The sequence below is a fragment of the Oceanimonas marisflavi genome, from assembly GCF_003049725.1.
GTDB classification, from domain to species: domain Bacteria; phylum Pseudomonadota; class Gammaproteobacteria; order Enterobacterales; family Aeromonadaceae; genus Oceanimonas; species Oceanimonas marisflavi.
In genome coordinates this window covers 182,134-206,229 of sequence record NZ_QAGM01000002.1, presented here as the reverse complement: position 1 = coordinate 206,229, position 24,096 = coordinate 182,134, and the positions used below count along the sequence as shown (strand labels likewise).

The following is a 24,096-nucleotide window of genomic DNA, read 5'->3' as shown; positions in this document are numbered from 1 at the left end:
ACAGTGGCGGCTGGCAGGGAGGAATAAAGTCGTGGCCGGCAAGGATCGGCTGAGTAAGCTGGCTTTCCACTAAAATGAATGTGCATTGCTGCGTTCGGGGCCGGCTTTGGGTAGAATAACCGCCTCATTTTGGCGATGCGCCAAAACCACTCACATCAGTAAACAGAGAGTCTGTCAGTCCATGTTTGAAACAAACCCTGTGTACAACAAACTTAAGGAGCTGTCTGAACGGGCGCAGCTTCTTAGGGGGTACCTTTGACTATGACGCCAAAAAAGAGCGTCTGGAAGAAGTAAACGCCGAGCTGGAACAGCCGGATGTATGGAGCCAGCCCGAGCGCGCCCAGGCACTGGGTAAGGAAAGATCCGCCCTGGAAACCGTGGTGAACACCCTGGAAGAAATGGACCAGGGCATTGCCGACATTGGCGAGCTGGTTGAGCTGGCGGTAGAAGAAGAAGACGAAGACACCTTCGAGGAAGCCAAAGCCGACCTTTCCGGCCTTGAGAAAAAACTCGAGGATCTGGAATTTCGCCGCATGTTCTCCGGCGAGCAGGACGCCTCCGACTGCTACCTGGATCTGCAGGCCGGCTCCGGCGGCACCGAGGCCCAGGACTGGTGCAACATGGTGCTGCGCATGTACCTGCGCTGGGGTGAAGCCCGCGGCTTCAAGACCGAGATCATCGAACTGTCCGAAGGCGAAGTGGCCGGCATCAAGTCCGCCACCGTGCGCTTTACCGGTGAGTACGCCTTTGGCTGGCTGCGCACCGAGTCCGGCGTGCACCGTCTGGTGCGTAAATCTCCGTTCGACTCCGGCGGCCGACGCCACACCTCGTTCTGCTCCGCCTTTGTCTATCCGGAAATCGACGACGATATCGAAATCGAGATCAACCCGGCGGATCTGCGCATCGACACCTACCGCGCTTCCGGCGCCGGTGGTCAGCACGTTAACCGGACCGACTCGGCGGTGCGTATTACCCATGAGCCCACCGGCATAGTGGTGCAGTGCCAGAACGACCGCTCCCAGCACAAGAACCGCGATCAGGCGATGAAGCAGCTGAAAGCCAAGCTCTATGAGCTGGAGCTGCAAAAGCAGAATGCCGAAAAGCAGGCGCTGGAAGACAGCAAGTCCGACATCGGCTGGGGCAGCCAGATCCGCTCCTACGTGCTGGACGACGCCCGCATCAAGGATCTGCGCACCGGCGTGGAAACCCGCAATACCCAGGCGGTGCTGGACGGCGGCCTGGACAAGTTTATTGAAGCCAGCCTCAAGTCCGGGCTGTAACTTTTTTCAGTGCCGCTCAGCCAGGGGCTGGGTGCGGCCTAAGCCAACCGTCGATGGCAGGGATGCCATCGTCGAGCATACAGGGATGTACTTGCTGCGTGTTGGCGTGGTTGCTCCGGCCCCTGGCGGGCAGAGGGGCTCCAAACAAGATTCAAACAAGGCTTAATCATGACGACAGAGCAGCAACTAGACGAGAACAAGCTCATTGCCGAGCGCCGGGCCAAGCTCGAGCAGATCCGCAAGGACTGCCCGGCCAACGGTCACCCCAACGATTTTCGCCGTGAACACCTGGCCGCCGATCTGCAGGCCGAATTCGGTGAGCACGATAAAGAGACCCTGGAATCCCTGGGCAAGGTGGCCTCGGTGGCCGGCCGCATCATGGCCAAGCGCGGCCCCTTCCTGGCCCTGCAGGACATGTCCGGCCGCATTCAGGCCTACGCCACCAAGGATGCCCAGAAGCTGATCAAGGATCAGTACAACGGCCTCGACATCGGTGACATCATCGGCGTGACCGGCACCCTGCACAAGTCCGGCAAGGGCGACCTCTACGTCAACATGGACAGCTTTCAGCTGCTGACCAAGGCCCTGCGCCCGCTGCCGGAAAAATTCCACGGTCTGTCCGATCAGGAAACCCGCTACCGTCAGCGCTATCTGGACCTGATCACCAACGAAGACTCCCGCAAAACCTTTGTGGTGCGCTCCAAGGTCATGGCCGCCATTCGCAGCTTTATGAACAACCACGGCTTTATGGAAGTGGAAACCCCCATGATGCAGGTAATTCCGGGAGGCGCCTCGGCCCGTCCGTTTATTACCCATCACAATGCGCTGGATCTGGACATGTATCTGCGTATCGCCCCCGAGCTGTACCTCAAGCGGCTGGTGGTGGGCGGTTTCGAGAAGGTGTTCGAGATCAACCGCAACTTCCGTAACGAAGGCCTGTCGCCCCGGCACAACCCCGAGTTCACCATGATGGAGTTCTACTGGGCCTACGCCGACTACCGCGACCTGATGGACTTCACCGAGGAAATGCTGCGCACCGTGACCACCGAAGTGCTGGGCAGCGCCGAGGTGCAGTACGGCGAAGAGACCTTTGACTTTGGCAAGCCGTTCGCGCGCCTGAGCATGAAGGACGCCATTCTCAAGTACAACCCTGAGGTGACCCTGGATCAGCTGGCCACTTACGAGTCTGCCTGCGAAGTGGCCAAGGATCTCAAGATCAAGGTGGAGAAGACCTGGGGTTTGGGCCGGGTGATCACCGAGATCTTTGAAGAGACCGCCGAGCACCGTCTGATCCAGCCGACCTTCATCACCGAATACCCGGCGGAAGTGTCGCCCCTGGCCCGCCGTAACGATAACGATTCAAGCATTACCGATCGCTTTGAGTTCTTTATCGGCGGCCGCGAGATCGCCAACGGCTTCTCCGAGCTGAACGACGCCGAAGATCAGGCCCAGCGTTTCCGCGATCAGGTGGAGCAGAAGGACGCCGGTGACGACGAAGCCATGTTCTACGACGAGGACTATGTGACCTCCCTGGAGCACGGCCTGCCGCCCACCGCCGGCCAGGGCATTGGCATCGACCGTCTGGTGATGCTGCTGACCGACTCCCACACCATTCGTGACGTGATCCTGTTCCCGACCCTGCGTCCGCAGCGGTAATCACGGAAACCGTGCCAATACAAAAGGGCCTGTCGATGACAGGCCCTTTTTTCTGCCGGCGTTTTCGGCTTGCACCTTTGGCTTAACTTTGGATAATTCGCACTTCATTGCCAGCCGGAGAAACGAGATGACAGAACAGAAGCCGCCCGCCCAGACCGAAGAAGAACTGCGCAAGCGCAAAATTCGCAGCTTTGTGCGCCGGGAAGGCCGCCTGACCAAGGGGCAGGAAAAGGCCATGGCGGAGCAGTGGCCGGTGATGGGCATCGACTTTTCCGGTGAGCTGCTGAACCTGGACGCCGTTTTTGGCCGGGCCGCACCGCGGGTGCTGGAAATCGGCTTTGGCATGGGCGGCTCGCTGGTGGAAATGGCCGCTGCCGCCCCGGAGCAGGACTTTATCGGCATTGAGGTGCACACCCCGGGCGTGGGCGCCTGCCTGATGGGCGCCGCCGAGGCCGGCCTGACCAATCTGCGCGTTATGTGCCACGATGCGGTGGAAGTGTTTGAGCAAATGCTGCCCGAGCAGAGCCTGGACCGGGTTCAGCTGTTTTTCCCGGATCCCTGGCACAAAAAGCGCCACCACAAGCGCCGCATTGTGCGCCCGGAATTTGTGGAAATGGTGCGCAGCAAGCTGAAAATCGGCGGTGAATTCCATATGGCCACCGACTGGGAAAACTACGCCGAGCATATGCTGGAAGTGATGAACGCGGCCCCCGGCTATGCCAACGCCAGCACAGACGGCGACTATATGCCGCGCCCCGATTACCGCCCGCTGACCAAGTTTGAGCAGCGCGGCCACCGTCTGGGCCACGGCGTCTGGGATCTGATCTTTACCCGCATCGAGTAAGGCCATCCCTGTGGGCGCCGCTTTAGCCGGCGCAATCCAGGAAGCGACTCGAAAATATTCAGGCTTTGCGCATTATCTGCCGGTTCGGTGTTGTCGGTATTGCTCTGCTACGCAGAGCCTGCCGGCTAAAGCGGCAGCTACAGAACCCCGGCCAGCGCCAGATACTGCCGGTGCAGCCGCATCACCGCCTTCTGCAGCCCCGCTCTGTCGGGGCTGTTGTTGTCGATCACATCGTCGGCGGCGGCCAGGCGCTGCTCGCGGTTGGCTTGGGCGGCCATAATGGCCCGAATCTGGGTCTCGTTGCTGTTGTCCCGCTTTACCGTGCGTTCAAGCTGGGTGTCGGGGCTGACATCCACCACCAGCACCCGGTTGCACAGGCCGGTGAGGTTATTTTCCACCAGCAGGGGCACCACCAGCAGGCAGTAGGGCGAGGTGCTGGCGGCGCAGGCGGCCACCATACGCTCCCGAATAACCGGGTGCAGCAGGGCGTTAAGCCAGTCTTTTTCTTCCGGATGATTAAACACCCTTGCCCGCAGGGCGCGGCGATCCAGCTCGCCGCTTTCGGTGATAACGCTCGGGCCAAAGTGCCCGGCAATGGCGGCCAGCGCCGGCTCGCCGGGGGCGACCACTTCACGGGCGATAATATCGGCGTCGATAATGTCCACGCCCTGTTTAGCGAACAGCTCTGCCACCGTGCTTTTGCCGCTGCCAATGCCGCCGGTCAGGCCCACCACATAGCTCACAGCGCCAGTCTCCAGTAAAGGTTGACCACGTCGGTGCCCCACATCAGGTAACACCAGCCCCCCAGCGCCAGAGCCGGGCCAAAGGGCAGCACGCGGTCTTCCCCCAGCCGGCGCAGGGCCATCAGGCCGAGCCCCAGGGCGGCGCCGGTAAAGGAGGCCAGCAGCAGCACCGGCAGCAGGCTCTGCCAGCCAAACCAGGCGCCGATGGCGGCCAGCAGCTTGAAGTCGCCATAGCCCATGCCTTCCTTGCCGGTGGCCAGCTTGAACAGCCAGAACAGGCTCCACAAAATGCCGTAACCGGCGGCGGCGCCGATCACCGCCGACTGCAGCGAGACAAACAGCTCACCCACATTCAGCAGCAGCCCCAGCCACAGCAGCGGCAGGGTAAGCTGATCCGGCAGCAGCAGATGATCGAGATCGATCAGGGTCATGCACAGCAGCAGCCAGCCGAACACCAGCGCGGCCAGCAATTGTGGGCTGGCGCCAAAGCGCCACAGGGCGAGGGCGGCCAGCAGCGCCGAGGCCAGCTCCACCAGCGGATAGCGTTTTGAAATGGAAGCGCTGCAATAACGGCAGCGGCCTTTCAGCCACAGCCAGCTGAGCAGAGGAATATTGTCGCTGGCGGTCAGCCCGTGCTGGCAGTGGGGGCAGCGGGAGCGGGGCACGCACAGATTAAAGGGCGCTTCATCGGGCAGTGTCTGATTGTTTAATTCGGCACATTCCCGTTGCCATTCCCGCTGCATCATCAGCGGCAGCCGGTGGATCACCACGTTGAGAAAGCTGCCCACCAGCAACCCCAGCAGGGGGATCACAATATAAAGCAGAGCGGTATTGTTGAGCAGTTCGGTCATGAGGTTTCCAGTAGTTGTATTTGCTTGCTGGCGCGTGCAAAGCCGTCGGCCAACGCGCACTGCTTCTCCGGCACGCCGTGAATACCTCCCTGTAGGCTCCGCTGCGCCATCCCTGGCGCAGAGGGCGCGGCGAAGCAGTGCCCTTTGCCCTCCTCGGTTGAACACTGAGCTGTCTGTCAGTATTTGGCAGACAGCTCAATAGCTTACCGAAGCAGCAACAGGGATTGCCGTAGCCGACCGTCAAATGCCATGGATGGCATTTGCCGAGCGTCCCATGGATGGGCTCGAAGCGTGTCGGCGTAGGTAACCCTGTTGTGGCTTCTCCTGAGAGATTTCAGCCGAAGACGCGGGTTTATTTCACCACGCTGCCCAGGTTAAAGATGGGAAGATACATGGCAATGACCAGGCCGCCAACCAAAACTCCCAGCACCACCATGATCAAGGGCTCAATCAGGCTGGTGAGGCCATCCACGGCGTCGTCCACTTCCCGTTCATAAATGCCGGCCACCTTGTGCATCATATCGTCGATGGCGCCGGACTCCTCGCCGATCATCACCATCTGCACCACCATGTCCGGAAACAGGCCGGTGGAACGCATGGCCACGTTCATCTGCATGCCGGCGATCACTTCTTCGCGTATTTGTTTTACCCCCTGGCGGTAGACCACATTGCCCGAGGCGCCGGCGGACGACAGCAGGCCTTCCACCAGCGGAATACCGGCAGAAAAGGTGGTGGCCAGAGTACGGGCAAAACGGGCCAGGGCCGCCTTGTGCAGAATATTGCCCACAATGGGCAGACGCAGAATAAAGCGGTCGGTGGCGTCCCGCACCTTTTGCGAGTTGCGCCAGGCGCGCACATACAGCCAGACGGCGGCGATCAGGGCCAGCAATATATACAGCCAGTAGGCCTGCAGCCAGCGCGACAGGCTGATCACCATCTGGGTAAAGGCGGGCAGGGTGGCGCCAAAGCCGGCAAAAATCTCCTCGAACTGGGGAATCACAAACAGCAACAATATGGCGGTGACCACAAAGGCCACCAGCAGCACCATGGCCGGGTAGAACATGGCCTTCTTGATCTTGGACTTGATGGCTTCGGCTTTTTCACGGTAGATGGCGATCTGATCAAAAATATGCTCCAGTGCCCCGGTCTGCTCGCCGGAGTGCACCAGATCGCAGTAAAGATCGTCAAAATGGCGCGGGTGTTTTTTCAGCGCCTCGGAGAGCGGTGTGCCCCCTTCCACGTCGGCGGCAATGCCCGCGGCCAGCTCGCGAATGCTGGATTTCTCGTAGGAGCGGGCAATAATCTGCAGGGTCTGTACCAGGGGCACGCCGGCGCTCAGCATGGTGGCGATCTGGCGGGTGATGATGGCGATATCGGCGGGCTTGATGGCGTCCTTGTAGCGGCTCAGCACCCCCTGGCTTTTGCGCTTTATTTTAAGGGCGTTAACCCCCTGGCGCTGCAGCTCCAGCCGGGCCGCCTTGACATCGGCCGCCTGCACAAAGCCCGAGACCTTGTTGCCCTTGCGGTTTATGCCTTCCCATTTAAAGGGATAAACACGAAAGTCCTTTGCTGTTGCCATGATGCCTTCCTGTTATTCATCACGTTTTAGCCGGTGACCCGGTTGACCTCGGCCAGGCTGATAATGCCTTGGCGTGCCTTTTCCAGCGCCGCCTGGCGCAGGGTGATCATGCCTTCTTCTTCGGCAGCCCGGGCCAGGGCCAGGGAGCCGGCGTCTTCCATAATCAGGTTGGCCAGCCGCTCGCTCATGGCCATGACTTCATAGACGCCGGTGCGGCCCTTGTAGCCTTCGGTGCAGTGGTCGCAGCCCACCGCCCGGTACAGGGTAATGCCTTCCAGCTGCTGGGCGGGAGTAAACCCCAGCTGGTTCAGTTGCTCGGGGGGCAGCACCTCGGGGGCCCGGCAGTGAGTGCACAGCTTGCGGGCCAGCCGCTGGGCGATAATCAGGCTTACCGACGAGGCGATATTGTAGGCGGGCAGTCCCATGTTGCTTAGCCGGGTCAGGGTTTCGGCGGCGGAGTTGGTATGCAGGGTAGACAGCACCAGGTGACCGGTCTGGGCCGCCTTGACCGAGATTTCGGCGGTTTCCAGATCGCGGATTTCCCCCACCATGATAATGTCCGGATCCTGGCGCAGAAAGGCGCGCAGGGCGTGAGCAAAAGACAGCCCGGCCTTGGGGTTGATCTGCACCTGATTGATGCCGGGCAGGTTGATTTCTATGGGGTCTTCGGCGGTGGAGATATTGGCCGCCACCGTATTGAGAATGCTCAGGCCCGTATAGAGCGACACCGTCTTGCCCGAACCGGTGGGGCCAGTCACCAGTATCATGCCCTGGGGCCTTTTAAGGGCATTGAGGTAGAGGTTTTTCTGCGCTTCGCTGTAGCCCAGCTGTTCAATGTCGAGGCGGGCGGCGGAGCTGTCGAGAATACGAATCACCACCTTTTCACCCCACATGGTGGGCAGGGTGTTGACCCGCATGTCCACCGCCTTGGAGGCGGTGAGCTTGAGCTTGATGCGGCCGTCCTGGGGCAGGCGGCGCTCGGCAATGTCGAGCCGGGCCATCACCTTGAGCCGGGCGGCAAAGCGCGACGCCAGGTGCACCGGCGGGGTGGCCACCTCGTGCAGCATGCCGTCGATGCGAAAGCGAATACGGAAAAAGCGCTCATAGGGCTCAAAGTGCAGATCCGAGGCTTCCCGGCGCACCGCATCCAGCATGATCTTGTTGATATAGCGAACGATGGGGGCATCGTCTTCCCTGTTGCCGGGCTCGTCGTCCCGTTCGGAAGGGTCTTCTCCCAGCTCCAGATCGGCAATATCGTCATCGGCAATATTGTCCAGATCCAGCCCGGCGCCACTGTTCTGCTGCAGACGCTGCAGCAGCTGCTGCAGCTTGGCTTCGTCCACCAGCAGGGCGTCGGTCACCAGGTTGAAGCGAAAGCCGAAGTCTTCCAGCGCCGCCACATTGGTGGGGTCCGACATGGCCAGATACAGGGTCTTGCCGCGCAAATGCACCGGAATGGCGTGGTGGCGCTCGATCAGATCCATGCTCAGATACTGATCCGGCACTTCGTCCAGACTGAAGTCGTCCAGATCCACCAGGGGCAGGCCGAATTCTCGCTCGCAGAAACGGGCCAGCTCGCTGCCGGACAGCCAGCGCTGCTCCACCAGCACGGTACTCAGGGGCTTGCCTTCCTGGCCGGCCCGGGCGCAGGCCTGCTCCAGCAGGCCGGGATCCAGAATGGAAGAAGCGGCCAAGCTTCTGGCCAGGCCGCTTCGTGCTTGTTCAAAGGTATGGGGCATAGGCGCTATTAGCAGTACTCTACAGGGGAACATGAACTAACCCATGTAACCCTTCCATTAGCCGGTGTACCAGTTAGTGTATAGGTCGCACCAGAGAGATCACCTGTGCCACTTGCAATAATTGTAAAATCACTACCGGATTTATCTGCGTCAACACCTGAAACTAAGCCCGTAATAACAGCACCACTAGTAGCATTATCTGCTTTTGTTATGCAGCTATCTATATCTCCTCCTGATTGGTGACAAACTTCAATCGTGGTTTTAGCCGGACCAGTTGCAGCAATCACTTCACTAAATTTAGCTCTATTGGTATAGGTCTGATACGCCGGCAGTGCCACTGCCGCCAGTATGGCTACAATCGCCACCACAATCATCAGTTCAATCAGGGTAAAACCGCCCTGGCGGGAAAGAGAAGTCTTGTTCATAACGTCATCCTTGAGTGGCAATGAAATCTTCTTTTTAAGTGGGCTTCGATCAAGCCTGCCATTTATCTATAGCAAGATATTCTGGCCTTGCCCAGTGAATAATTGAAAAAGATAGCAGCATTTTCGCCTGTTTTAGCCAGGATCTTTTTAAATTATGAAATGGTTATTTTATGAACTTGTGCTACCAGTCTGAGCTGCGGAGCCGGGAGAGTCAGGCCGGGTGGCGCCAAAAGCGGTGAGCATAAAAAATGCCGGGCAGGCCCGGCATCAAACAATGCAACAAAAAGAATGTTTTTTGAGCTCAGTTTTCCACCCGCAAAGACAGGTCCAGGGCCTGCACATGCTTGGTGAGCGCCCCCACCGACACAAAGTCCACCCCGGTGGCGGCGTATTCGGCAATGGTCTGCAGGGTCACATTACCGGAGACTTCCAGTCTGGCCCGGCCGGCGGTGGTGGCCACGGCGGTGCGCATATCGGGCACGCTGAAGTTGTCGAGCATAATAATGTCGGCGCCGGCCGCCAGAGCCAGCTCCAGCTCGGCCAGGGACTCCACTTCCACTTCCACCGGTTTTTCCGGCTGCAGCCGGCGGGCCTCGGCCACCGCCTCGTGAATACCGCCGCAGGCAAAGATATGGTTTTCCTTGATAAGGTAGGCGTCATACAGGCCCATGCGGTGGTTGTGGCCGCCGCCGCAGGTGACCGCGTATTTCAGCGCCTGGCGCAGGCCGGGCAGGGTTTTGCGGGTGTCGAGCAGGCGGCAGTGGGTGCCCGCCAGCTTCTCCACATAGCGCCGGGTTTCCGTGGCCACCGCAGACAGGGTCTGAATAAAGTTCAGGGCGGTGCGCTCGCCGGTGAGAATGGCTCTGGCCGGGCCGGTGAGGGTCAGCAGCCGCTGGCCGGCGGCAATGGCGTCGCCGTCGTTCACCAGCCAGTGCAGTGTTACCTGGCCGCCCAGTTGGGTAAAGGTTTCGTCGGCAAAGTCCTTGCCGCAGAATACGCCGCTCTCGCGGGTGATCAGATGGGCGGTTACTCGCTGTTCTTCGGGCAGCAGCATGGCGGTAATGTCCTGCCGGGGATCCAGACTGCCGCCCAGATCCTCGGTGAGGGCGGCGGTCACATTAAAGCGAATTTCCCGGGCCAGGGTGGCATTGTGCATTGAGTCTACCTTTTTTCTCACATGGTTACTGGATAGCGTGCCTGCCGGAGCTATGGCTCCGGCTTCAGATAGGTAATGGTCATTTGTGCGCCCCGCTGCACCAGCTCGAAGTGGCGCAGGGCGTTCATGCCCAGCAGCACTTCGTCGTTCTGGCTGGGCATGATAATGGCGTCCAGATCGTACAGGGTGAAGGGCCCCAGCGACAACGATTTAATCCGAGTGCGGTAGCCGGTAACCTTTCCCGCCGCCGTGCTTATTTCCAGCGGCACGCCCACCGGCAGGCCCAGCCGGGCGGCCACCAGTTGTGGCACCGCCATCTGGGTGGCGCCGGTATCCAGCAGAAACACCACCGGCTGGCTGTTAACGCTGCCGCTGGCCAGGTAATGACCGTGACGGTCCTGATCCAGCACTATGCTGCCGGAGTCCAGCACGCGAATTTGCTGATTGGGATTGAAATCCTGCATCAGACGATGGTTGAAGTACCAGGTCAGCAACAGCAGACTCAGGCCCCAGGCCAGGATCCACATAATTCGGCCGGTACGGCGCACGGGATCATGTTGTTGCGCCATGGGGGCTCCTTGCAAAAAATGCCTTGTTAAACTGTTAGTATACGCACGCACTCCCTTGCCTACGGAACCATTCATGCCTTTTACCCTGCAAGAGGGCTGGCTGAGCCCGGCCCGCCATTGCGAATCGCCCCATCAGGATGATCGCCCCGATGCCGACATTTCCCTGCTGGTGGTGCATTGCATCAGCCTGCCGCCGGGGCGTTTTGGCGGCCCCTATATCGATGATCTGTTTATGGGCCGGCTGGACTCATCGGCCCATCCCTATTTTGAGGGCATTTACCAGTTGCGGGTATCGGCGCATTGTCTTATTCGCCGTGACGGCGAGCTGGTGCAGTATGTGCCCTTTCACCGCCGGGCCTGGCATGCCGGCCTGTCCTGCTTTGAGGGCCGGGACAAGTGCAACGATTTTTCCGTTGGCATCGAGCTGGAAGGCACCGATACCGGGGATTACACCCCAGCGCAATACCGGGTGCTGGCCGAGGTGACCAGAGCGCTGATGCAAGCCTATCCCGCCATTACGCCCAGCCGTATTACCGGCCACAGCGATATCGCCCCCGGCCGCAAAACCGACCCCGGCCCGGGGTTTGACTGGACACGGTTTCGCGCCTTGCTCTGAAAGCGCTCACCGCGCGAATCAGCAGTGCGGTTGCGCTCCGCCGACACGCTTCAAGTACCTCCCTGTAACGCTCGGCACATGCCGTCCATGGCATGTGACGGTCGGCTACGGCAATCCCCACTGCTGCTTCGGGCAACATCGGCGTTGCCTGCTACACCACCAATCCCCAGTCCCTAATCCCGACTCCCCTAGTTTTGGTTGGTCAGACCATTCCCCGTTTTCTTGTGTTTTCATGGGGCTGGACTAATTTTATGAGCCACCCCAAAAAAATCCCGGGCGCAAACGGCCTTTTGTATGCAGTGATCACAAAAATCATGGACAATTCCCTCCCGCTCTGATACCTTTTTTTAACAGTGTTAATTGGTATTACCAATTCAAAAAGCCGAGCGAATGACCTATCAGCGCATTAAACAACCCAAACTTGCCGAAACTATCGCCGCCAAGCTGGAGCAGATGATAGTGGAGGGCAGCCTGCAGCCGGGGCAGCGTTTGCCGCCGGAGCGCGAGCTGGCCGAGCAGTTTGCGGTGTCACGCCCGTCCGTGCGCGAGGCCATTCAGCACCTGGAGGTGCGCGGTCTGGTTTCCCGCAAGCAGGGGGGCGGCACCTATGTGCAGAACGCTCTCACCAAGGGGCTGGCGGATCCGCTGTTTCAGCTGCTGGCGGAACACCCGGAGTCCCAGTACGACCTGCTGGAGTTTCGCCACACCATGGAAGGCATTTCCGCCTACTATGCGGCGATGCGCGGCACCGAAACCGACTTCGACGCCATTCGCGCGGCTCAGCAAGCCATTATCAACGCCCAGGAAAAGGGCGATCTGGCCGCAGAGGCCAAGCATGCCGCCGAGTTCTACCTGGCGGTGGCGGCAGCCGCCCACAACGTGGTGCTGCTGCACCTGTTGCGCGCCATTCAGCCCATGCTGGAGTCCAGCATTCTGCGCAACATTCAGATTCTTAACCGGCGAGCCGGCATGGTGGAGAAGATTCGCAAGCATCGCGCCAATCTGATCCAGACCATTCTGTCACGCGAGCCGGAGCAGGCCAGGGACGCTTGTCATGAGCACCTGGCCTTTATTGAAGAAACCCTGTTAGACATTCAGCGCGAGGAAAGCCGCATTCAGCGCTCCCTGCGCCGGACCCGTCAGCAGGAATAATGAATGCCTTCGGCAGCGACGAAACCCATGGGCATCAGCCCCAAACGAGATAGGAAACAGCCATGTCTGATATCCTGAAAAACGATGTGGATTCAATAGAGACTCAAGAGTGGCTTGACGCCCTGGAGTCTTTGATCCGTCAAGAAGGACCTGAGCGCGCTCAGTACATTTACGAGCGCCTGACCACCAAAGCCATCAAGCATGGCGTTGCCGTGGCCCGCAATGCTCACTCAGATTACGTCAACAGCATCACCACCGACGAAGAACCTGAGTACCCGGGCAACTGGGATCTGGAACGGCGGATCCGCGCCATCATCCGTTGGAACTCAGTCATGATCGTGCTGCGCGGCTCCAAGAAAGACCTGGACCTGGGTGGTCACATGTCTTCCTTCTCTTCCAGCGCCACCATGTACGAAGTGGCGTTCAACCACTTCTTCCGCGCCCGTAACGAGAAAGACGGCGGCGACCTGGTATTCTTCCAGGGCCACATCTCTCCCGGTATCTACGCCCGCGCCTTTGCCGAAGGTCGCCTGACCGAAGCCCAGCTGGACATGTTCCGTCAGGAAGTGGACGGCAAGGGCATTCCGTCCTATCCGCATCCCAAGCTGATGCCGGACTTCTGGCAGTTCCCGACCGTATCCATGGGTCTGGGTCCGATCAACGCCATCTATCAGGCCCGCTTCCTCAAGTACCTGACCGACCGTGGCCTGAAGGACTGCTCCGAGCAGCGCGTATACGCCTATCTGGGCGACGGCGAGATGGACGAGCCGGAATCCAAGGGCGCCATCACCATTGCCGCCCGTGAGAAGCTGGACAACCTGTGCTTCATCATCAACTGTAACCTGCAGCGCCTGGACGGCCCGGTGGTGGGTAACGGCAAGATCATCAACGAACTGGACGGCCTGTTCACCGGCGCCGGCTGGAACGTGGTCAAGGTTATCTGGGGCCGTCGCTGGGACGATCTGATCGCCAAGGACACCTCCGGCAAGCTGGTTCAGCTGATGAACGAGACCCTGGACGGCGACTACCAGACCTTCAAGTCCAAAGACGGCGCCTATGTGCGTGAGCACTTCTTCGGCAAGTATCCGGAGACCGCCGAGCTGGTGAAGGACTGGACCGACGAGGAAATCTTTGCCCTGAACCGCGGTGGCCACGATCCGGCCAAGATGTTTGCGGCCTACAAGAACGCTGCCGACACCAAGGACAAGCCGACCGTTATTCTGGCCAAGACCATCAAGGGTTACGGCATGGGCGATGCCGCCGAAGGCAAGAACATCGCGCACCAGGTCAAGAAGATGGACATGTCTTCTCTCAAGCACTTCCGCGATCGCTTCAACATTGAAGTGAGCGACGAAGAGCTGCCGAACCTGCCCTACATCAAGATCGAGGAAGGTTCCCGCGAGCACGAGTACCTGCACGCCCGTCGCCAGAGCCTGAAGGGCTACCTGCCGACCCGCCTGCCGGAAACCACTGTCAAGCTGGACATTCCCGCGCTGGAAGACTTCGCCCCGCTGCTGGAAGAGCAGAAGCGTGAAATCTCCACCACCATGGCCTTTGTGCGCTCCCTGAACATCATGCTGAAGGACAAGTCCATCGGCAAGCGCATCGTGCCCATTCTGGCCGACGAAGCCCGTACCTTTGGTATGGAAGGTCTGTTCCGCCAGATCGGCATCTACAACCCCCACGGTCAGAAGTACGTTCCTCAGGACCGTGAGCAGGTGGCCTACTACAAGGAAGACAAGAAGGGTCAGGTACTGCAGGAAGGTATCAACGAGCTGGGTGCCATGTCGTCTTGGCTGGCCGCTGCCACCTCCTACAGCACCAACGACTGCCCCATGATTCCGTTCTACATCTACTACTCGATGTTCGGTTTCCAGCGGGTTGGCGATCTGTGCTGGGCTGCCGGTGACCAACAGGCCCGCGGCTTCCTGCTGGGCGCCACCTCCGGTCGTACCACCCTGAACGGTGAAGGTCTGCAGCACGAAGACGGTCACAGCCACATTCTGGCGGGCACCATTCCGAACTGTATCACCTACGATCCGACCTACGCCTATGAAGTAGCGGTAATCGTGCAGGACGGTCTGCGTCGCATGTACGGCGACAACCCGGAGAACGTGTACTACTACCTGACCACCCTGAACGAGAACTACCACCAGCCGGCCATGCCGGAAGGCGCCGAGGAAGGCATCCGCAAGGGTATCTACAAGCTCGAAACCGTGGAAGGCAGCAAGGGCAAGGTTCAGCTGATGGGCTCCGGCACCATCCTGGTGGGCGTGCGTGAAGCCGCTCAAATCCTGGCCGAGGAATACGGCATCGGCTCCGACGTGTACAGCGTACCCTCCTTTAACGAACTGACCCGCGACGGTCAGGACGCCGAGCGCTGGAACATGCTGCACCCGACCGAAGAGCCGCGCGTGCCTTACATCGCTCAGGTAATGGGCACCGAGCCGGCCATCGCCGCCACCGACTACATGAAGAACTACGCCGAGCAGGTTCGTGCCTTCATGCCGTCCGTGAGCTACAAGGTGCTGGGTACCGACGGTTTCGGTCGTTCCGACAGCCGTGAGAACCTGCGTCGTCACTTCGAAGTGAACAAGCACTATGTGGTGGTTGCCGCGCTGACCGAGCTGGCCAAGCAGGGCACTGTCGACAAGCAGGTCGTGGCCGACGCCATCGCCAAGTACGGCATCGATGCCGACAAGATCAACCCGCTGTACGCATAAGGGGTAACACATGTCTAAAGATATTCTGGTGCCGGATATCGGCGCGGACGAGGTTGAAGTTACCGAGATCCTGGTTGCCGTGGGCGACAAGGTCGAGGAAGAACAGTCCCTGATCACCGTGGAAGGCGACAAGGCCTCCATGGAAGTGCCTGCCCCCGCCACCGGCGTGGTAAAGGAAATCAAGATTGCCGTGGGCGACAAGGTCAACACCGGCTCACTTATCATGGTCTTTGAAGCAGAGGGCGGCGCTGCCGCCCCGGCTGCCGCCGAAGAAGCGCCCAAGGCCGAAGCCGCGCCGGCCGCTGCTGCTGCCTCCGCCCTGAAGGAAGTTCAGGTGCCGGACATCGGTGGTGACGAGGTTGAAGTCACCGAAATCGCCGTGGCCGTAGGCGACACCATTGAGGAAGAGCAGACCCTGATCACCGTGGAAGGCGACAAGGCCTCCATGGAAGTGCCTGCGCCCTTCTCTGGCAAGGTGGCCGAGATCAAGATCGCCGTGGGCGACAAGGTCAACACCGGCTCCCTGATCATGGTATTTGAGGTGGCGGGTGCCGCACCGGCTGCCGCCGCTGCCCCGGCCGAAGCCGCCCCGGCTGCGGCTGCCGCACCGGCCGCTGCCGCCGCCAAAGACGTGAACGTGCCGGACATCGGCGGTGACGAAGTGGAAGTCACCGAAGTGATGGTTGCCGTGGGCGACAAGGTGGACGCCGAGCAGTCCATTCTGACCGTGGAAGGCGACAAGGCCTCCATGGAAGTGCCTGCGCCCTTCGCCGGTGTGGTCAAGGAAATCAAGGTGGCCACCGGCGACAAGGTGACCACCGGCTCCCTGGTAATGGTGTTTGAAGTGGAAGGTGCCGCCCCGGCTGCTGCCCCTGCCGCCGCTCCGGCCAAGGCCGAAGCGCCGAAAGCAGAAGCACCGAAAGCAGAAGCACCGAAGGCTGCCGCTGCTCCCGCCAAGGGCGAGTTCGTTGAGAACAACGCCTATGTGCACGCCACGCCGGTGGTTCGCCGTCTGGCCCGTGAGTTTGGTGTGGACCTGTCCAAGGTTGCCGCCACCGGTCCGAAACAGCGCATTCTGAAGGAAGACGTACAGAACTACGTCAAGGGCATCATCAAGCGCGTTGAAAGCCAGCCTGCGGGTGTGGCCGTGGCCGGCAGTGGTATGGAAGTGCTGGCCTGGCCCAAGGTCGACTTTGCCAAGTTCGGTGAAGTGGAAGAAGTGGCCCTGACCCGCATTCAGAAGATCTCCGGTCCGAACCTGCACCGTAACTGGGTGAAAATCCCCCACGTTACCCAGTTCGACGAAACCGATATCACCGAGCTGGAAGCCTTCCGCAAGACCGAGAACGCCATTGCCGAGAAACAGAAGCTGGGTTACAAGATCTCCCCGCTGATCTTCATCATGAAGGCCGCCGCCAAGGCGCTGGAAGCCTTCCCCAAGTTCTGCTCTTCCCTGTCTGAAGATGGCCAGAGCCTGGTGATGAAGAAGTATGTACACATCGGTGTGGCGGTAGATACCCCCAACGGTCTGGTGGTTCCGGTGGTTCGCGATGTGAACAAGAAAGGCATTCGCGAGCTGGCCATCGAGCTGGGTGAAATTTCCAAGAAGGCCCGTGCCGGCAAGCTGACCGCCGCCGACATGCAGGGTGGTTGCTTCACCATCTCGTCTCTGGGCGGCATTGGTGGCACCCAGTTCACCCCCATCGTGAATGCGCCGGAAGTGGCCATTCTGGGTGTGTCCAAGTCCGGTATCAAGCCGGTGTGGAACGGCAAGGAATTCGAGCCTCGCCTGATCCAGCCGCTGGCGCTGTCCTATGACCACCGGGTGATTGACGGCGCCGACGGCGCCCGCTTCATCACCATGCTGAGTGGTGTACTGAGCGATCTTCGTCGCCTGGCCCTTTAATGTGACAAGGCAGGCATAAGCCTGCCTTTTTACTTTCTTTTTAATAACAGAACAGTAAACTTTTGCCCGTTTGCAATGTAGTGGCCGCCTTGAGTCTGGTGCTCTCGCCGCCACTGCCTGAACAGGGCTGAAAAATCATAATAGAGGTCACCATGAGTCAAGAAGTCAAAGCTCAGGTTGTGGTTCTGGGCGCGGGCCCTGCCGGCTATTCCGCCGCTTTCCGTGCCGCCGATCTGGGCCTGGAAACCGTTATCGTCGAGCGCTACTCCACTCTGGGTGGCGTTTGTCTGAACGTGGGCTGTATCCCCTCCAAGGCGCTGCTGCACATCGCCAAGGTGATTGAAGAATCCAAGATGATGGCCAGCCACGGTGTGACCTTTGGCGAGCCGCAGATCGATCTGGACAAGGTTCGCGCGCACAAGGAAAAAGTCATCGGTCAGCTGACTCAAGGGTTGGGCGGCATGGCCAAGATGCGCAAGGTCAAGGTAGTGAACGGCTTTGCCAAGTTCACCGGCGCCAACACCCTGGTGGTGGAAGGCGAAAACGGCAACACCACCGTTAACTTCGACAACGCCATCATCGCCGCCGGCTCCCGTCCGATCAAGCTGCCCTTTATTCCCCACGACGATCCCCGCGTATGGGACTCCACCGATGCCCTCGAGCTGAAGGAAGTGCCCGAGAAGCTGCTGGTGATGGGTGGCGGTATCATCGGTCTGGAAATGGGCACCGTGTATCACGCTCTGGGCTCCAAGATCGATGTGGTTGAAATGTTCGACCAGGTGATTCCGGCTGCCGACAAGGACATCATCAAGATCTTCACCAAGCAGGTGAAGAGCAAGTTCAACATGATGCTGGAAACCAAGGTGACCGCCGTTGACGCCAAGGATGACGGTATTCACGTCACCATGGAAAACAAGAAAGGCGAAAGCATCACCAACGTTTACGATGCCGTGCTGGTGGCCATTGGCCGTACTCCCAACGGCAAGTCTCTGGACGCCGAGAAAGCCGGCGTGAACGTGGACGAGCGTGGTTTCATCAACGTCGACAAACAGCTGCGCACCAATGTGCCGCACATCTACGCCATCGGCGACATCGTGGGTCAGCCCATGCTGGCGCACAAGGGTGTGCATGAAGGTCACGTGGCCGCCGAAGTCATCGCCGGCATGAAGCACTACTTCGACCCGAAAGTGATCCCGTCCATCGCCTACACCGAGCCGGAAGTGGCATGGGTGGGTGTGACCGAGAAGGAAGCCAAGGAAAAAGGCCTGAACTTTGAAGTGGCTTCTTTCCCCTGGGCGGCGTCCGGCAGGGCCATTGCTTCTGACTCTTCCTACGGCATGACCAAGCTGATCTTCGACAAGGACACTCACCGTGTTCTGGGTGGCGCCACCATAGGTACCAACGCCGGCGAACTGCTGGGCGAGATCGGTCTGGCCATTGAAATGGGCGCCGACGCCGAAGACATCGCGCTGACCATTCACGCTCACCCCACTCTGCACGAGTCCGTGGGCATGGCCGCCGAAGTATTCGAAGGCTCCATCACCGACATGCCGAACCCCAAGGCCAAGAAGAAGAAGTAAACGTCTTCTTGCTGTCGGTAATATTTGCGCCCGGTCTTTTGGCCGGGCGTTTTTTGTTTTGGGGAGTAGGGACTTGGGATTAGGGACTTCCCCATTCCCCATTCCCCATTCCCCGGCATACAATGCGAACATAATTTGCTCTGTTGCCGTTGAATCGCCATGCGCGCTTTTATTCTACTGTTAACCCTGTTGTTGTCGTTGCCGGTGCTGGCCGAGCGCCCGCGCGTGGCGCTGGTGCTGAGCGGTGGCGGGGCCAAGGGGGCTGCCCATGTGGGGGTGATTCGGGTGCTGGAACAGCACCGCATTCCGGTGGATATTGTCACCGGCACCAGTATGGGCGCCTATGTGGCGGGCATGTACGCCCTGGGGCTCGATGCCGGTGAGCTGGAGCAGCAGTTGCTGGCCCTGGACTGGAACCAGGGTTATCAGGACAAGGTAGGGCGGGACGAGCTGTCGCTGCGGCGCAAGCGGCAGAACGACGAATTTCTGCTGCGCACCGATATCGGCATAGATGAAAAGTGGCAGCTCAGCCTGCCCGGTGGCTTTTTTCAGGGCCAGGCGCTGGGCGCGTTGCTTCGGCGCAGCACCCTGACCATTCCCCGCCTGAAAAACTTCGATCACCTGCCCATTCCCTACCGGGCGGTGGCCACCGACATGGAAACCATGACCCCGGTGGTGCTTAAAAAAGGCCACCTGGCCACCGCCATGCAGGCGTCCATGTCGGTGCCGGGCGTGCTGCAGCCGGTGGCGCTGAATGGCAGGCTGCTGGCGGATGGCGGCGTGGTCAACAACCTGCCGGTGGACGTGGCCAGAGAGCTGGGGGCCGAGGTGGTGATCGCCGTGGACATCGGCGATGCCATGCTGCCCAGAGAGCAGCTCGACAGCGCCCTGGCCATGGTGACCCAGCTGACCAACTACCTCACCCGGGCCGGCACCGAGCGGCAGACGGCGCTGCTCACCGATAAGGATGTGCTGCTTGCCCCCAATATTGCCGGCATAGGGGTAGGGGATTTCGGCCGCATGCCCGAGGCCATTGAGCGCGGTGAGGCGGCGGCCAGGCTGATTTTGCCCAAACTGCAGGCGCTGGCCCTGAGCGAGCAGGACTACGCCGATTACCGCCACCGCAAGCTGGACCGCCGGGCCCGGCTGCAGCGCAGCGATGCGGTGTTTCTCGACCGGGTGGAAGTGGAAGGCAATGCCAGCCTGAGCGAGGCGGTGATCCGGGATGTGCTGGGGCTCAATCCCGGGCAGTTTCATCAGACCGAGGAGCTGGAGCGGGGTGTACGCCGGCTCTATGCCCTGGATGCCTTTGAACAGGTCAGTTACCGCATTGAGGAGCAGGACGACGAACAGGTGCTCACGGTGCACACCCGGGAAAAGGGCTGGGGGCCGGGCTTTGTGGACCTCAAGTTTGCCCTGGAAGACGACTTCACCAGCCGCACCAACTTTGAAATCGGCGCCCAGTTTCGTCGCACCAATATCAATATACTGGGGGGCGAGTGGCTGGCGGAGGTGACCCTGGGCAGCAACAAGCGGCTGGCCTCCGAGTATTACACGCCCCTGGACACCGACTATGACTTTTTCTGGAAGGCCCGGGGCGAATACGACAAGCGCCGGCGCACCTTTTTTGTCGAGCCGGGGGAAGAGAGCTTTGAGCAGTTTGGCAGGCTCACCACCCTGGATTTCGACTACGCCACCTGGCGGGGGCAGAGCGAGCTGGGTTACAACCTCAACCCCTGGAGCGAGCTGGCCCTGGGGGTGCAGGGGCTGACCGGCAGCATAGACGCCCGCAACCTGGACGGCAGTCTGGATGTGACCTCCATCGGCCCTTATCTGCGCTTCAGCCACGACACCCTGGATAACGTGTTTTTCCCCACCCACGGCGAGGCGGCAGAGCTGACGCTCGGGTATTATCAAAACCGGCTGGACGGGCAGGGCAGCAATGAAAGCGTGGACGGCCTGGACTACGAGCTGGATTGGCTGCGGCCCTGGAGCGGAGGCCGCCACACCCTGATCACCAAACTGGTGCTGGGCGGCTCTACCGCCGAGCAGTCACTGCCGGTGTTTGCCCGCAGCCTGGGGGGACTGTTCAATCTTTCCGGTTATCAGAGCGAGCAGCTCAGCGGCCGCTACAGTGGCCTGGCCGGCCTGCTGTATCACTATCGCTGGTTTGACAACGACTTCGGCGCCTTTCGTTCACCCGTGTATCTGGGCGGCTCGCTGGAGCGGGGCGGGGTATGGAATGCCGGCAGTGAAGTGGGCTGGGACCAGTCGCTCACCGCCGGCAGCATTTTCGTTGGCGTGGACACCAACTGGGGCCCGCTCTATCTGGCGTTTGGTCAGGCGGAAGGGAATAAAAACAGTGTTTACCTCTATTTTGGCAACCTGTTCAGCTTCTGATGTTAACGGCTTGTTGGTGGTCAATTTTGTGGTATATGCACGGAAATGCTTTTCAAAACATGGTGTTAGTCAAATATTAGACCAAAGGGCAAGGGGGCCTGATTTTAATTCAGGGTTAAAACTTATATACTTTCGCGGCGTCTCAGCGACGCGCAGAGCCCCCTACAAGGACATTTACGCCCACGGTGGCGAATGATAATAAGAGGATACAGTCGTGCTTGAAGCCTATCGTAAACACGTCGAAGAACGTGCCGCAGAGGGAGTGGTTGCCAAGCCACTCGATGCAGAGCAAGTTGCCGCCCTGGTTGAATTACTCAAGAACCCGCCCGCCGGCGAAGAAGCCTTCCTCTACGAACTCCTTTCTACCCGCATTCCCCCCGGTGTTGATGAAGCCGCCTATGTGAAGGCCGGTTTCCTCGCCGCCGTGGCCAAGGGTGAAGTCAGCTCGCCGGTAGTCTCTGCCGAGCAGGCCACCGAGCTGCTGGGCACCATGCAGGGTGGCTACAACATTGCCCCGCTGATCGAACTGCTGGAGGTGGATGCCCTGGCGCCCATCGCCGCCAAGGCCCTGAGCCATACCCTGCTGATGTTTGACGCCTTTCACGACGTGGACGAAAAGGCCAGGGCCGGCAATGAGTTTGCCAAACAGGTGATGCAGTCCTGGGCCGACGCCGAGTGGTTCCTGGAGCGCCCCAAGCTGGCCGACAAAATCACCATGACCGTATTCAAGGTGCCCGGCGAAACCAACACCGACGATCTGTCGCCGGCCCAGGACGCCTGGTCCCGCCCGGATATTCCACTGCACGCCCAGGCCATGCTGAAGAACGCCCGTCCCGGCATTGAGCCCGACGAAGACGGCACCATCGGTCCCATCAAGGCCATCGAAGCCCTGAAGGAAAAAGGTCACCCGCTGGCCTACGTAGGCGACGTGGTCGGCACCGGCTCCAGCCGCAAGTCCGCCACCAACTCCGTGCTCTGGCACATGGGCGACGACATTCCGTTCGTGCCCAACAAGCGCGCCGGCGGCATCTGCATCGGCAGCAAGATTGCGCCCATCTTCTTCAACACCATGGAAGACGCCGGCGCCCTGCCCATCGAGTGCGACGTGACCAAACTGAACACCGGTGACGTGATCGACATCTACCCCTACGAGGGCAAAATCTGCCGTCACGGCAGCGACGAGGTGCTGAGCACCTTCAAGCTGAAGACCGAGGTACTGCTCGACGAAGTGCGCGCCGGCGGCCGTATTCCGCTGATCATCGGCCGCGGCCTGACCGACAAGGCCCGTGAGTCCCTTGGCCTGGCCCCGTCCGAGGTGTTCAAGCGCCCGGCGCCGGTGGCCGACTCCGGCAAGGGCTACACCCTGGCCCAGAAGATGGTGGGCAAGGCCTGCGGTGTGGCCGGCGTGCGCCCAGGTCAGTACTGCGAGCCCAGAATGACCACCGTCGGCTCCCAGGACACCACCGGTCCCATGACCCGGGACGAGCTGAAAGACCTGGCCTGTCTGGGCTTCTCCGCCGATCTGACCATGCAGTCGTTCTGTCACACCGCCGCCTACCCCAAGCCGGTGGACGTGACCACCCATCACACCCTGCCCGACTTCATCATGAACCGGGGCGGTGTGTCCCTGCGTCCGGGCGACGGCGTGATCCACTCCTGGCTGAACCGCATGCTGCTGCCCGACACAGTCGGCACCGGCGGTGACTCCCACACCCGTTTCCCCATCGGTATTTCCTTCCCGGCGGGCTCCGGTCTGGTGGCGTTTGCCGCCGCCACCGGCGTCATGCCGCTGGACATGCCGGAATCCGTGCTGGTGCGCTTCAAGGGCGAAATGCAGCCCGGCATCACTCTGCGGGATCTGGTGCACGCCATTCCTTACTACGGCATTCAGAACGGCCTGCTGACCGTGGCCAAGGAAGGCAAGATCAACGAATTCTCCGGCCGGGTGCTGGAAATCGAAGGTCTGCCCCAGCTGAAGGTGGAGCAGGCGTTTGAGCTGGCCGATGCCACCGCCGAGCGTTCTGCCGCCGGTTGTACCATCAAGCTCGACAAAGAGCCGATCATCGAGTACCTGAACTCCAACATCGTGATGCTGAAGTGGATGATCGCCGAGGGTTACGGTGACAAGCGTACCCTGGAGCGCCGCATCAAGGGCATGGAAGAGTGGCTGGCCAACCCCGAGCTGATGGAAGCCGACGCCGACGCCGAGTACGCCCATGTGCTGGAAATCGACATGAGCGAGATCAAGGAGCCCATTCTGTGTGCCCCGAACGATCCCGACGACGCCCGTCTGCTGTCCGACGTGACCGGCGAGAACATCGATGAGGTGTTTATCGGCTCCTGCATGACCAACATCGGTCACTTCCGTGCCGCCGGCAAGCTGCTTGACCGCTTCAAGGGTCAGCTGCCCACCCGTCTGTGGGTGGCGCCGCCCACCAAGATGGACAAGGATCAGCTCACCAATGAAGGCTACTACGGCATCTTTGGCCGGGTCGGTGCCCGCATCGAGATCCCGGGCTGCTCCCTGTGTATGGGTAACCAGGCGCGGGTAGGGGACAACACGACCGTGGTGTCCACCTCCACCCGTAACTTCCCCAACCGTCTGGGCAAGGGCGCCAATGTGTATCTGGCGTCGGCCGAGCTGGCCGCCGTGGCCGCCATTCACGGCAAGCTGCCGACCGTGGCCGAGTACTTGGAATACGCCCAGGAGCTGAACGCCACCGCCGCCGACACCTATCGTTACCTGAACTTCGACGAGCTCGACAGCTACGTGGAAAAGGCCGAGACCGTGATCTTTCAGCAGGCCATCTGAGCCGCTGACGCCATAACGGCATAAACGCAAAAGCCAGCCTTCGGGCTGGCTTTTTTGGTTCTGGG

At 60.3% G+C, this 24,096-nt stretch carries 17 protein-coding genes; 10 read left to right on the top strand and 7 right to left on the bottom strand.

Annotation, left to right across the window (positions count from 1 at the left end; all coding sequences use genetic code 11):
* Positions 1-181 precede the first annotated feature (181 nt).
* The 3 genes from prfB to trmB all read left to right on the top strand — a co-directional run bounded on the left by prfB (position 182) and on the right by trmB (position 3,780).
* Positions 182-1,280, top strand: a protein-coding gene (prfB, locus tag DA373_RS02540) for a peptide chain release factor 2 (RefSeq protein WP_107850785.1) whose coding sequence is annotated in 2 segments (ribosomal slippage) — positions 182-256 and positions 258-1,280 — 1,098 coding nt in all. Because the reading frame shifts where the segments join, the coding sequence is not laid out codon by codon here.
* Between the two features lie 168 nt (positions 1,281-1,448).
* Positions 1,449-2,936 carry a lysine--tRNA ligase gene (gene lysS / locus DA373_RS02535; protein ID WP_107850784.1) on the top strand — a complete coding sequence of 496 codons (1,488 nt, stop codon included), beginning with the start codon at positions 1,449-1,451 and terminating at the stop codon, positions 2,934-2,936.
* A 127-nt stretch (positions 2,937-3,063) separates the two neighbouring features.
* A complete protein-coding gene (trmB, locus tag DA373_RS02530; RefSeq protein ID WP_107850783.1) occupies positions 3,064-3,780 on the top strand; it encodes a tRNA (guanosine(46)-N7)-methyltransferase TrmB in 717 nt (238 codons plus the stop codon).
* Positions 3,781-3,917: 137 nt separating this feature from the next.
* Here trmB and coaE read toward each other — a convergent pair whose 3' ends face one another.
* From coaE to DA373_RS02495, 7 genes are all read right to left on the bottom strand, one after another.
* Positions 3,918-4,523, bottom strand: coding sequence for a dephospho-CoA kinase (coaE, locus tag DA373_RS02525; RefSeq protein ID WP_107850782.1), 606 nt, complete (start codon positions 4,521-4,523; stop codon positions 3,918-3,920).
* Positions 4,520-5,374, bottom strand: a complete 855-nt coding sequence (locus DA373_RS02520; RefSeq protein ID WP_107850781.1) for a prepilin peptidase — start codon at positions 5,372-5,374, stop codon at positions 4,520-4,522. The genes coaE and DA373_RS02520 overlap by 4 nt, the downstream gene beginning before the upstream one ends.
* Positions 5,375-5,726: 352 nt before the next feature.
* Positions 5,727-6,953: a type II secretion system F family protein gene (locus tag DA373_RS02515; protein WP_107850780.1), complete on the bottom strand. Its 1,227-nt coding sequence runs from the start codon at positions 6,951-6,953 to the stop codon at positions 5,727-5,729.
* Between the two features lie 26 nt (positions 6,954-6,979).
* Positions 6,980-8,692 (bottom strand): type IV-A pilus assembly ATPase PilB, encoded by a 1,713-nt coding sequence (gene pilB / locus DA373_RS02510; RefSeq protein ID WP_107850779.1) that lies wholly within the window; start codon positions 8,690-8,692, stop codon positions 6,980-6,982.
* Positions 8,693-8,700: 8 nt separating this feature from the next.
* The gene (locus tag DA373_RS02505; protein WP_107850778.1) at positions 8,701-9,117 is read right to left on the bottom strand and encodes a pilin; all 417 of its coding nucleotides are present in this window, start codon (positions 9,115-9,117) and stop codon (positions 8,701-8,703) included.
* 301 nt (positions 9,118-9,418) lie between these two features.
* Positions 9,419-10,273 (bottom strand): carboxylating nicotinate-nucleotide diphosphorylase, encoded by an 855-nt coding sequence (nadC, locus tag DA373_RS02500; RefSeq protein WP_107850777.1) that lies wholly within the window; start codon positions 10,271-10,273, stop codon positions 9,419-9,421.
* Positions 10,274-10,323: 50 nt separating this feature from the next.
* Positions 10,324-10,842, bottom strand: coding sequence for a retropepsin-like aspartic protease family protein (locus tag DA373_RS02495; protein ID WP_107850776.1), 519 nt, complete (start codon positions 10,840-10,842; stop codon positions 10,324-10,326).
* A 73-nt stretch (positions 10,843-10,915) separates the two neighbouring features.
* Here DA373_RS02495 and ampD point away from each other — a divergent pair, with 73 nt between their 5' ends.
* From ampD to acnB, 7 genes are all read left to right on the top strand, one after another.
* Positions 10,916-11,458 carry a 1,6-anhydro-N-acetylmuramyl-L-alanine amidase AmpD gene (ampD, locus tag DA373_RS02490; RefSeq protein ID WP_107850775.1) on the top strand — a complete coding sequence of 181 codons (543 nt, stop codon included), beginning with the start codon at positions 10,916-10,918 and terminating at the stop codon, positions 11,456-11,458.
* A 390-nt stretch (positions 11,459-11,848) separates the two neighbouring features.
* A complete protein-coding gene (gene pdhR / locus DA373_RS02485; protein WP_107850774.1) occupies positions 11,849-12,610 on the top strand; it encodes a pyruvate dehydrogenase complex transcriptional repressor PdhR in 762 nt (253 codons plus the stop codon).
* A 62-nt stretch (positions 12,611-12,672) separates the two neighbouring features.
* On the top strand, positions 12,673-15,333 hold the full coding sequence (gene aceE / locus DA373_RS02480) for a pyruvate dehydrogenase (acetyl-transferring), homodimeric type (RefSeq protein ID WP_107850773.1): 2,661 nt from the start codon (positions 12,673-12,675) through the stop codon (positions 15,331-15,333).
* 10 nt (positions 15,334-15,343) lie between these two features.
* A complete protein-coding gene (gene aceF, locus DA373_RS02475) occupies positions 15,344-17,239 on the top strand; it encodes a pyruvate dehydrogenase complex dihydrolipoyllysine-residue acetyltransferase (protein ID WP_107850772.1) in 1,896 nt (631 codons plus the stop codon).
* Positions 17,240-17,391: 152 nt separating this feature from the next.
* Positions 17,392-18,819, top strand: a complete 1,428-nt coding sequence (gene lpdA, locus DA373_RS02470; RefSeq protein WP_107850771.1) for a dihydrolipoyl dehydrogenase — start codon at positions 17,392-17,394, stop codon at positions 18,817-18,819.
* A gap of 159 nt (positions 18,820-18,978) precedes the next feature.
* Positions 18,979-21,219, top strand: coding sequence for a patatin-like phospholipase family protein (locus DA373_RS02465; RefSeq protein ID WP_107850770.1), 2,241 nt, complete (start codon positions 18,979-18,981; stop codon positions 21,217-21,219).
* A gap of 214 nt (positions 21,220-21,433) precedes the next feature.
* Complete coding sequence (gene acnB, locus DA373_RS02460) at positions 21,434-24,031, top strand: bifunctional aconitate hydratase 2/2-methylisocitrate dehydratase (protein ID WP_107850769.1); 2,598 nt, start codon at positions 21,434-21,436, stop codon at positions 24,029-24,031.
* The last annotated feature ends 65 nt before the right edge of the window (positions 24,032-24,096 follow it).

Excerpts from the sequence above, each read along its gene's own strand:
- lysS (WP_107850784.1), top strand. The coding sequence starts at position 1,449 with ATGACGACAGAGCAGCAACTAGACGAGAACAAGCTCATTGCCGAGCGC.
- trmB (WP_107850783.1), top strand. The coding sequence starts at position 3,064 with ATGACAGAACAGAAGCCGCCCGCCCAGACCGAAGAAGAACTGCGCAAG.
- DA373_RS02520 (WP_107850781.1), bottom strand. The coding sequence starts at position 5,374 with ATGACCGAACTGCTCAACAATACCGCTCTGCTTTATATTGTGATCCCC.
- DA373_RS02515 (WP_107850780.1), bottom strand. The coding sequence starts at position 6,953 with ATGGCAACAGCAAAGGACTTTCGTGTTTATCCCTTTAAATGGGAAGGC.
- pilB (WP_107850779.1), bottom strand. The coding sequence starts at position 8,692 with ATGCCCCATACCTTTGAACAAGCACGAAGCGGCCTGGCCAGAAGCTTG.
- DA373_RS02505 (WP_107850778.1), bottom strand. The coding sequence starts at position 9,117 with ATGAACAAGACTTCTCTTTCCCGCCAGGGCGGTTTTACCCTGATTGAA.
- nadC (WP_107850777.1), bottom strand. The coding sequence starts at position 10,273 with ATGCACAATGCCACCCTGGCCCGGGAAATTCGCTTTAATGTGACCGCC.
- DA373_RS02495 (WP_107850776.1), bottom strand. The coding sequence starts at position 10,842 with ATGGCGCAACAACATGATCCCGTGCGCCGTACCGGCCGAATTATGTGG.
- ampD (WP_107850775.1), top strand. The coding sequence starts at position 10,916 with ATGCCTTTTACCCTGCAAGAGGGCTGGCTGAGCCCGGCCCGCCATTGC.
- pdhR (WP_107850774.1), top strand. The coding sequence starts at position 11,849 with ATGACCTATCAGCGCATTAAACAACCCAAACTTGCCGAAACTATCGCC.
- aceE (WP_107850773.1), top strand. The coding sequence starts at position 12,673 with ATGTCTGATATCCTGAAAAACGATGTGGATTCAATAGAGACTCAAGAG.
- aceF (WP_107850772.1), top strand. The coding sequence starts at position 15,344 with ATGTCTAAAGATATTCTGGTGCCGGATATCGGCGCGGACGAGGTTGAA.
- lpdA (WP_107850771.1), top strand. The coding sequence starts at position 17,392 with ATGAGTCAAGAAGTCAAAGCTCAGGTTGTGGTTCTGGGCGCGGGCCCT.
- DA373_RS02465 (WP_107850770.1), top strand. The coding sequence starts at position 18,979 with ATGCGCGCTTTTATTCTACTGTTAACCCTGTTGTTGTCGTTGCCGGTG.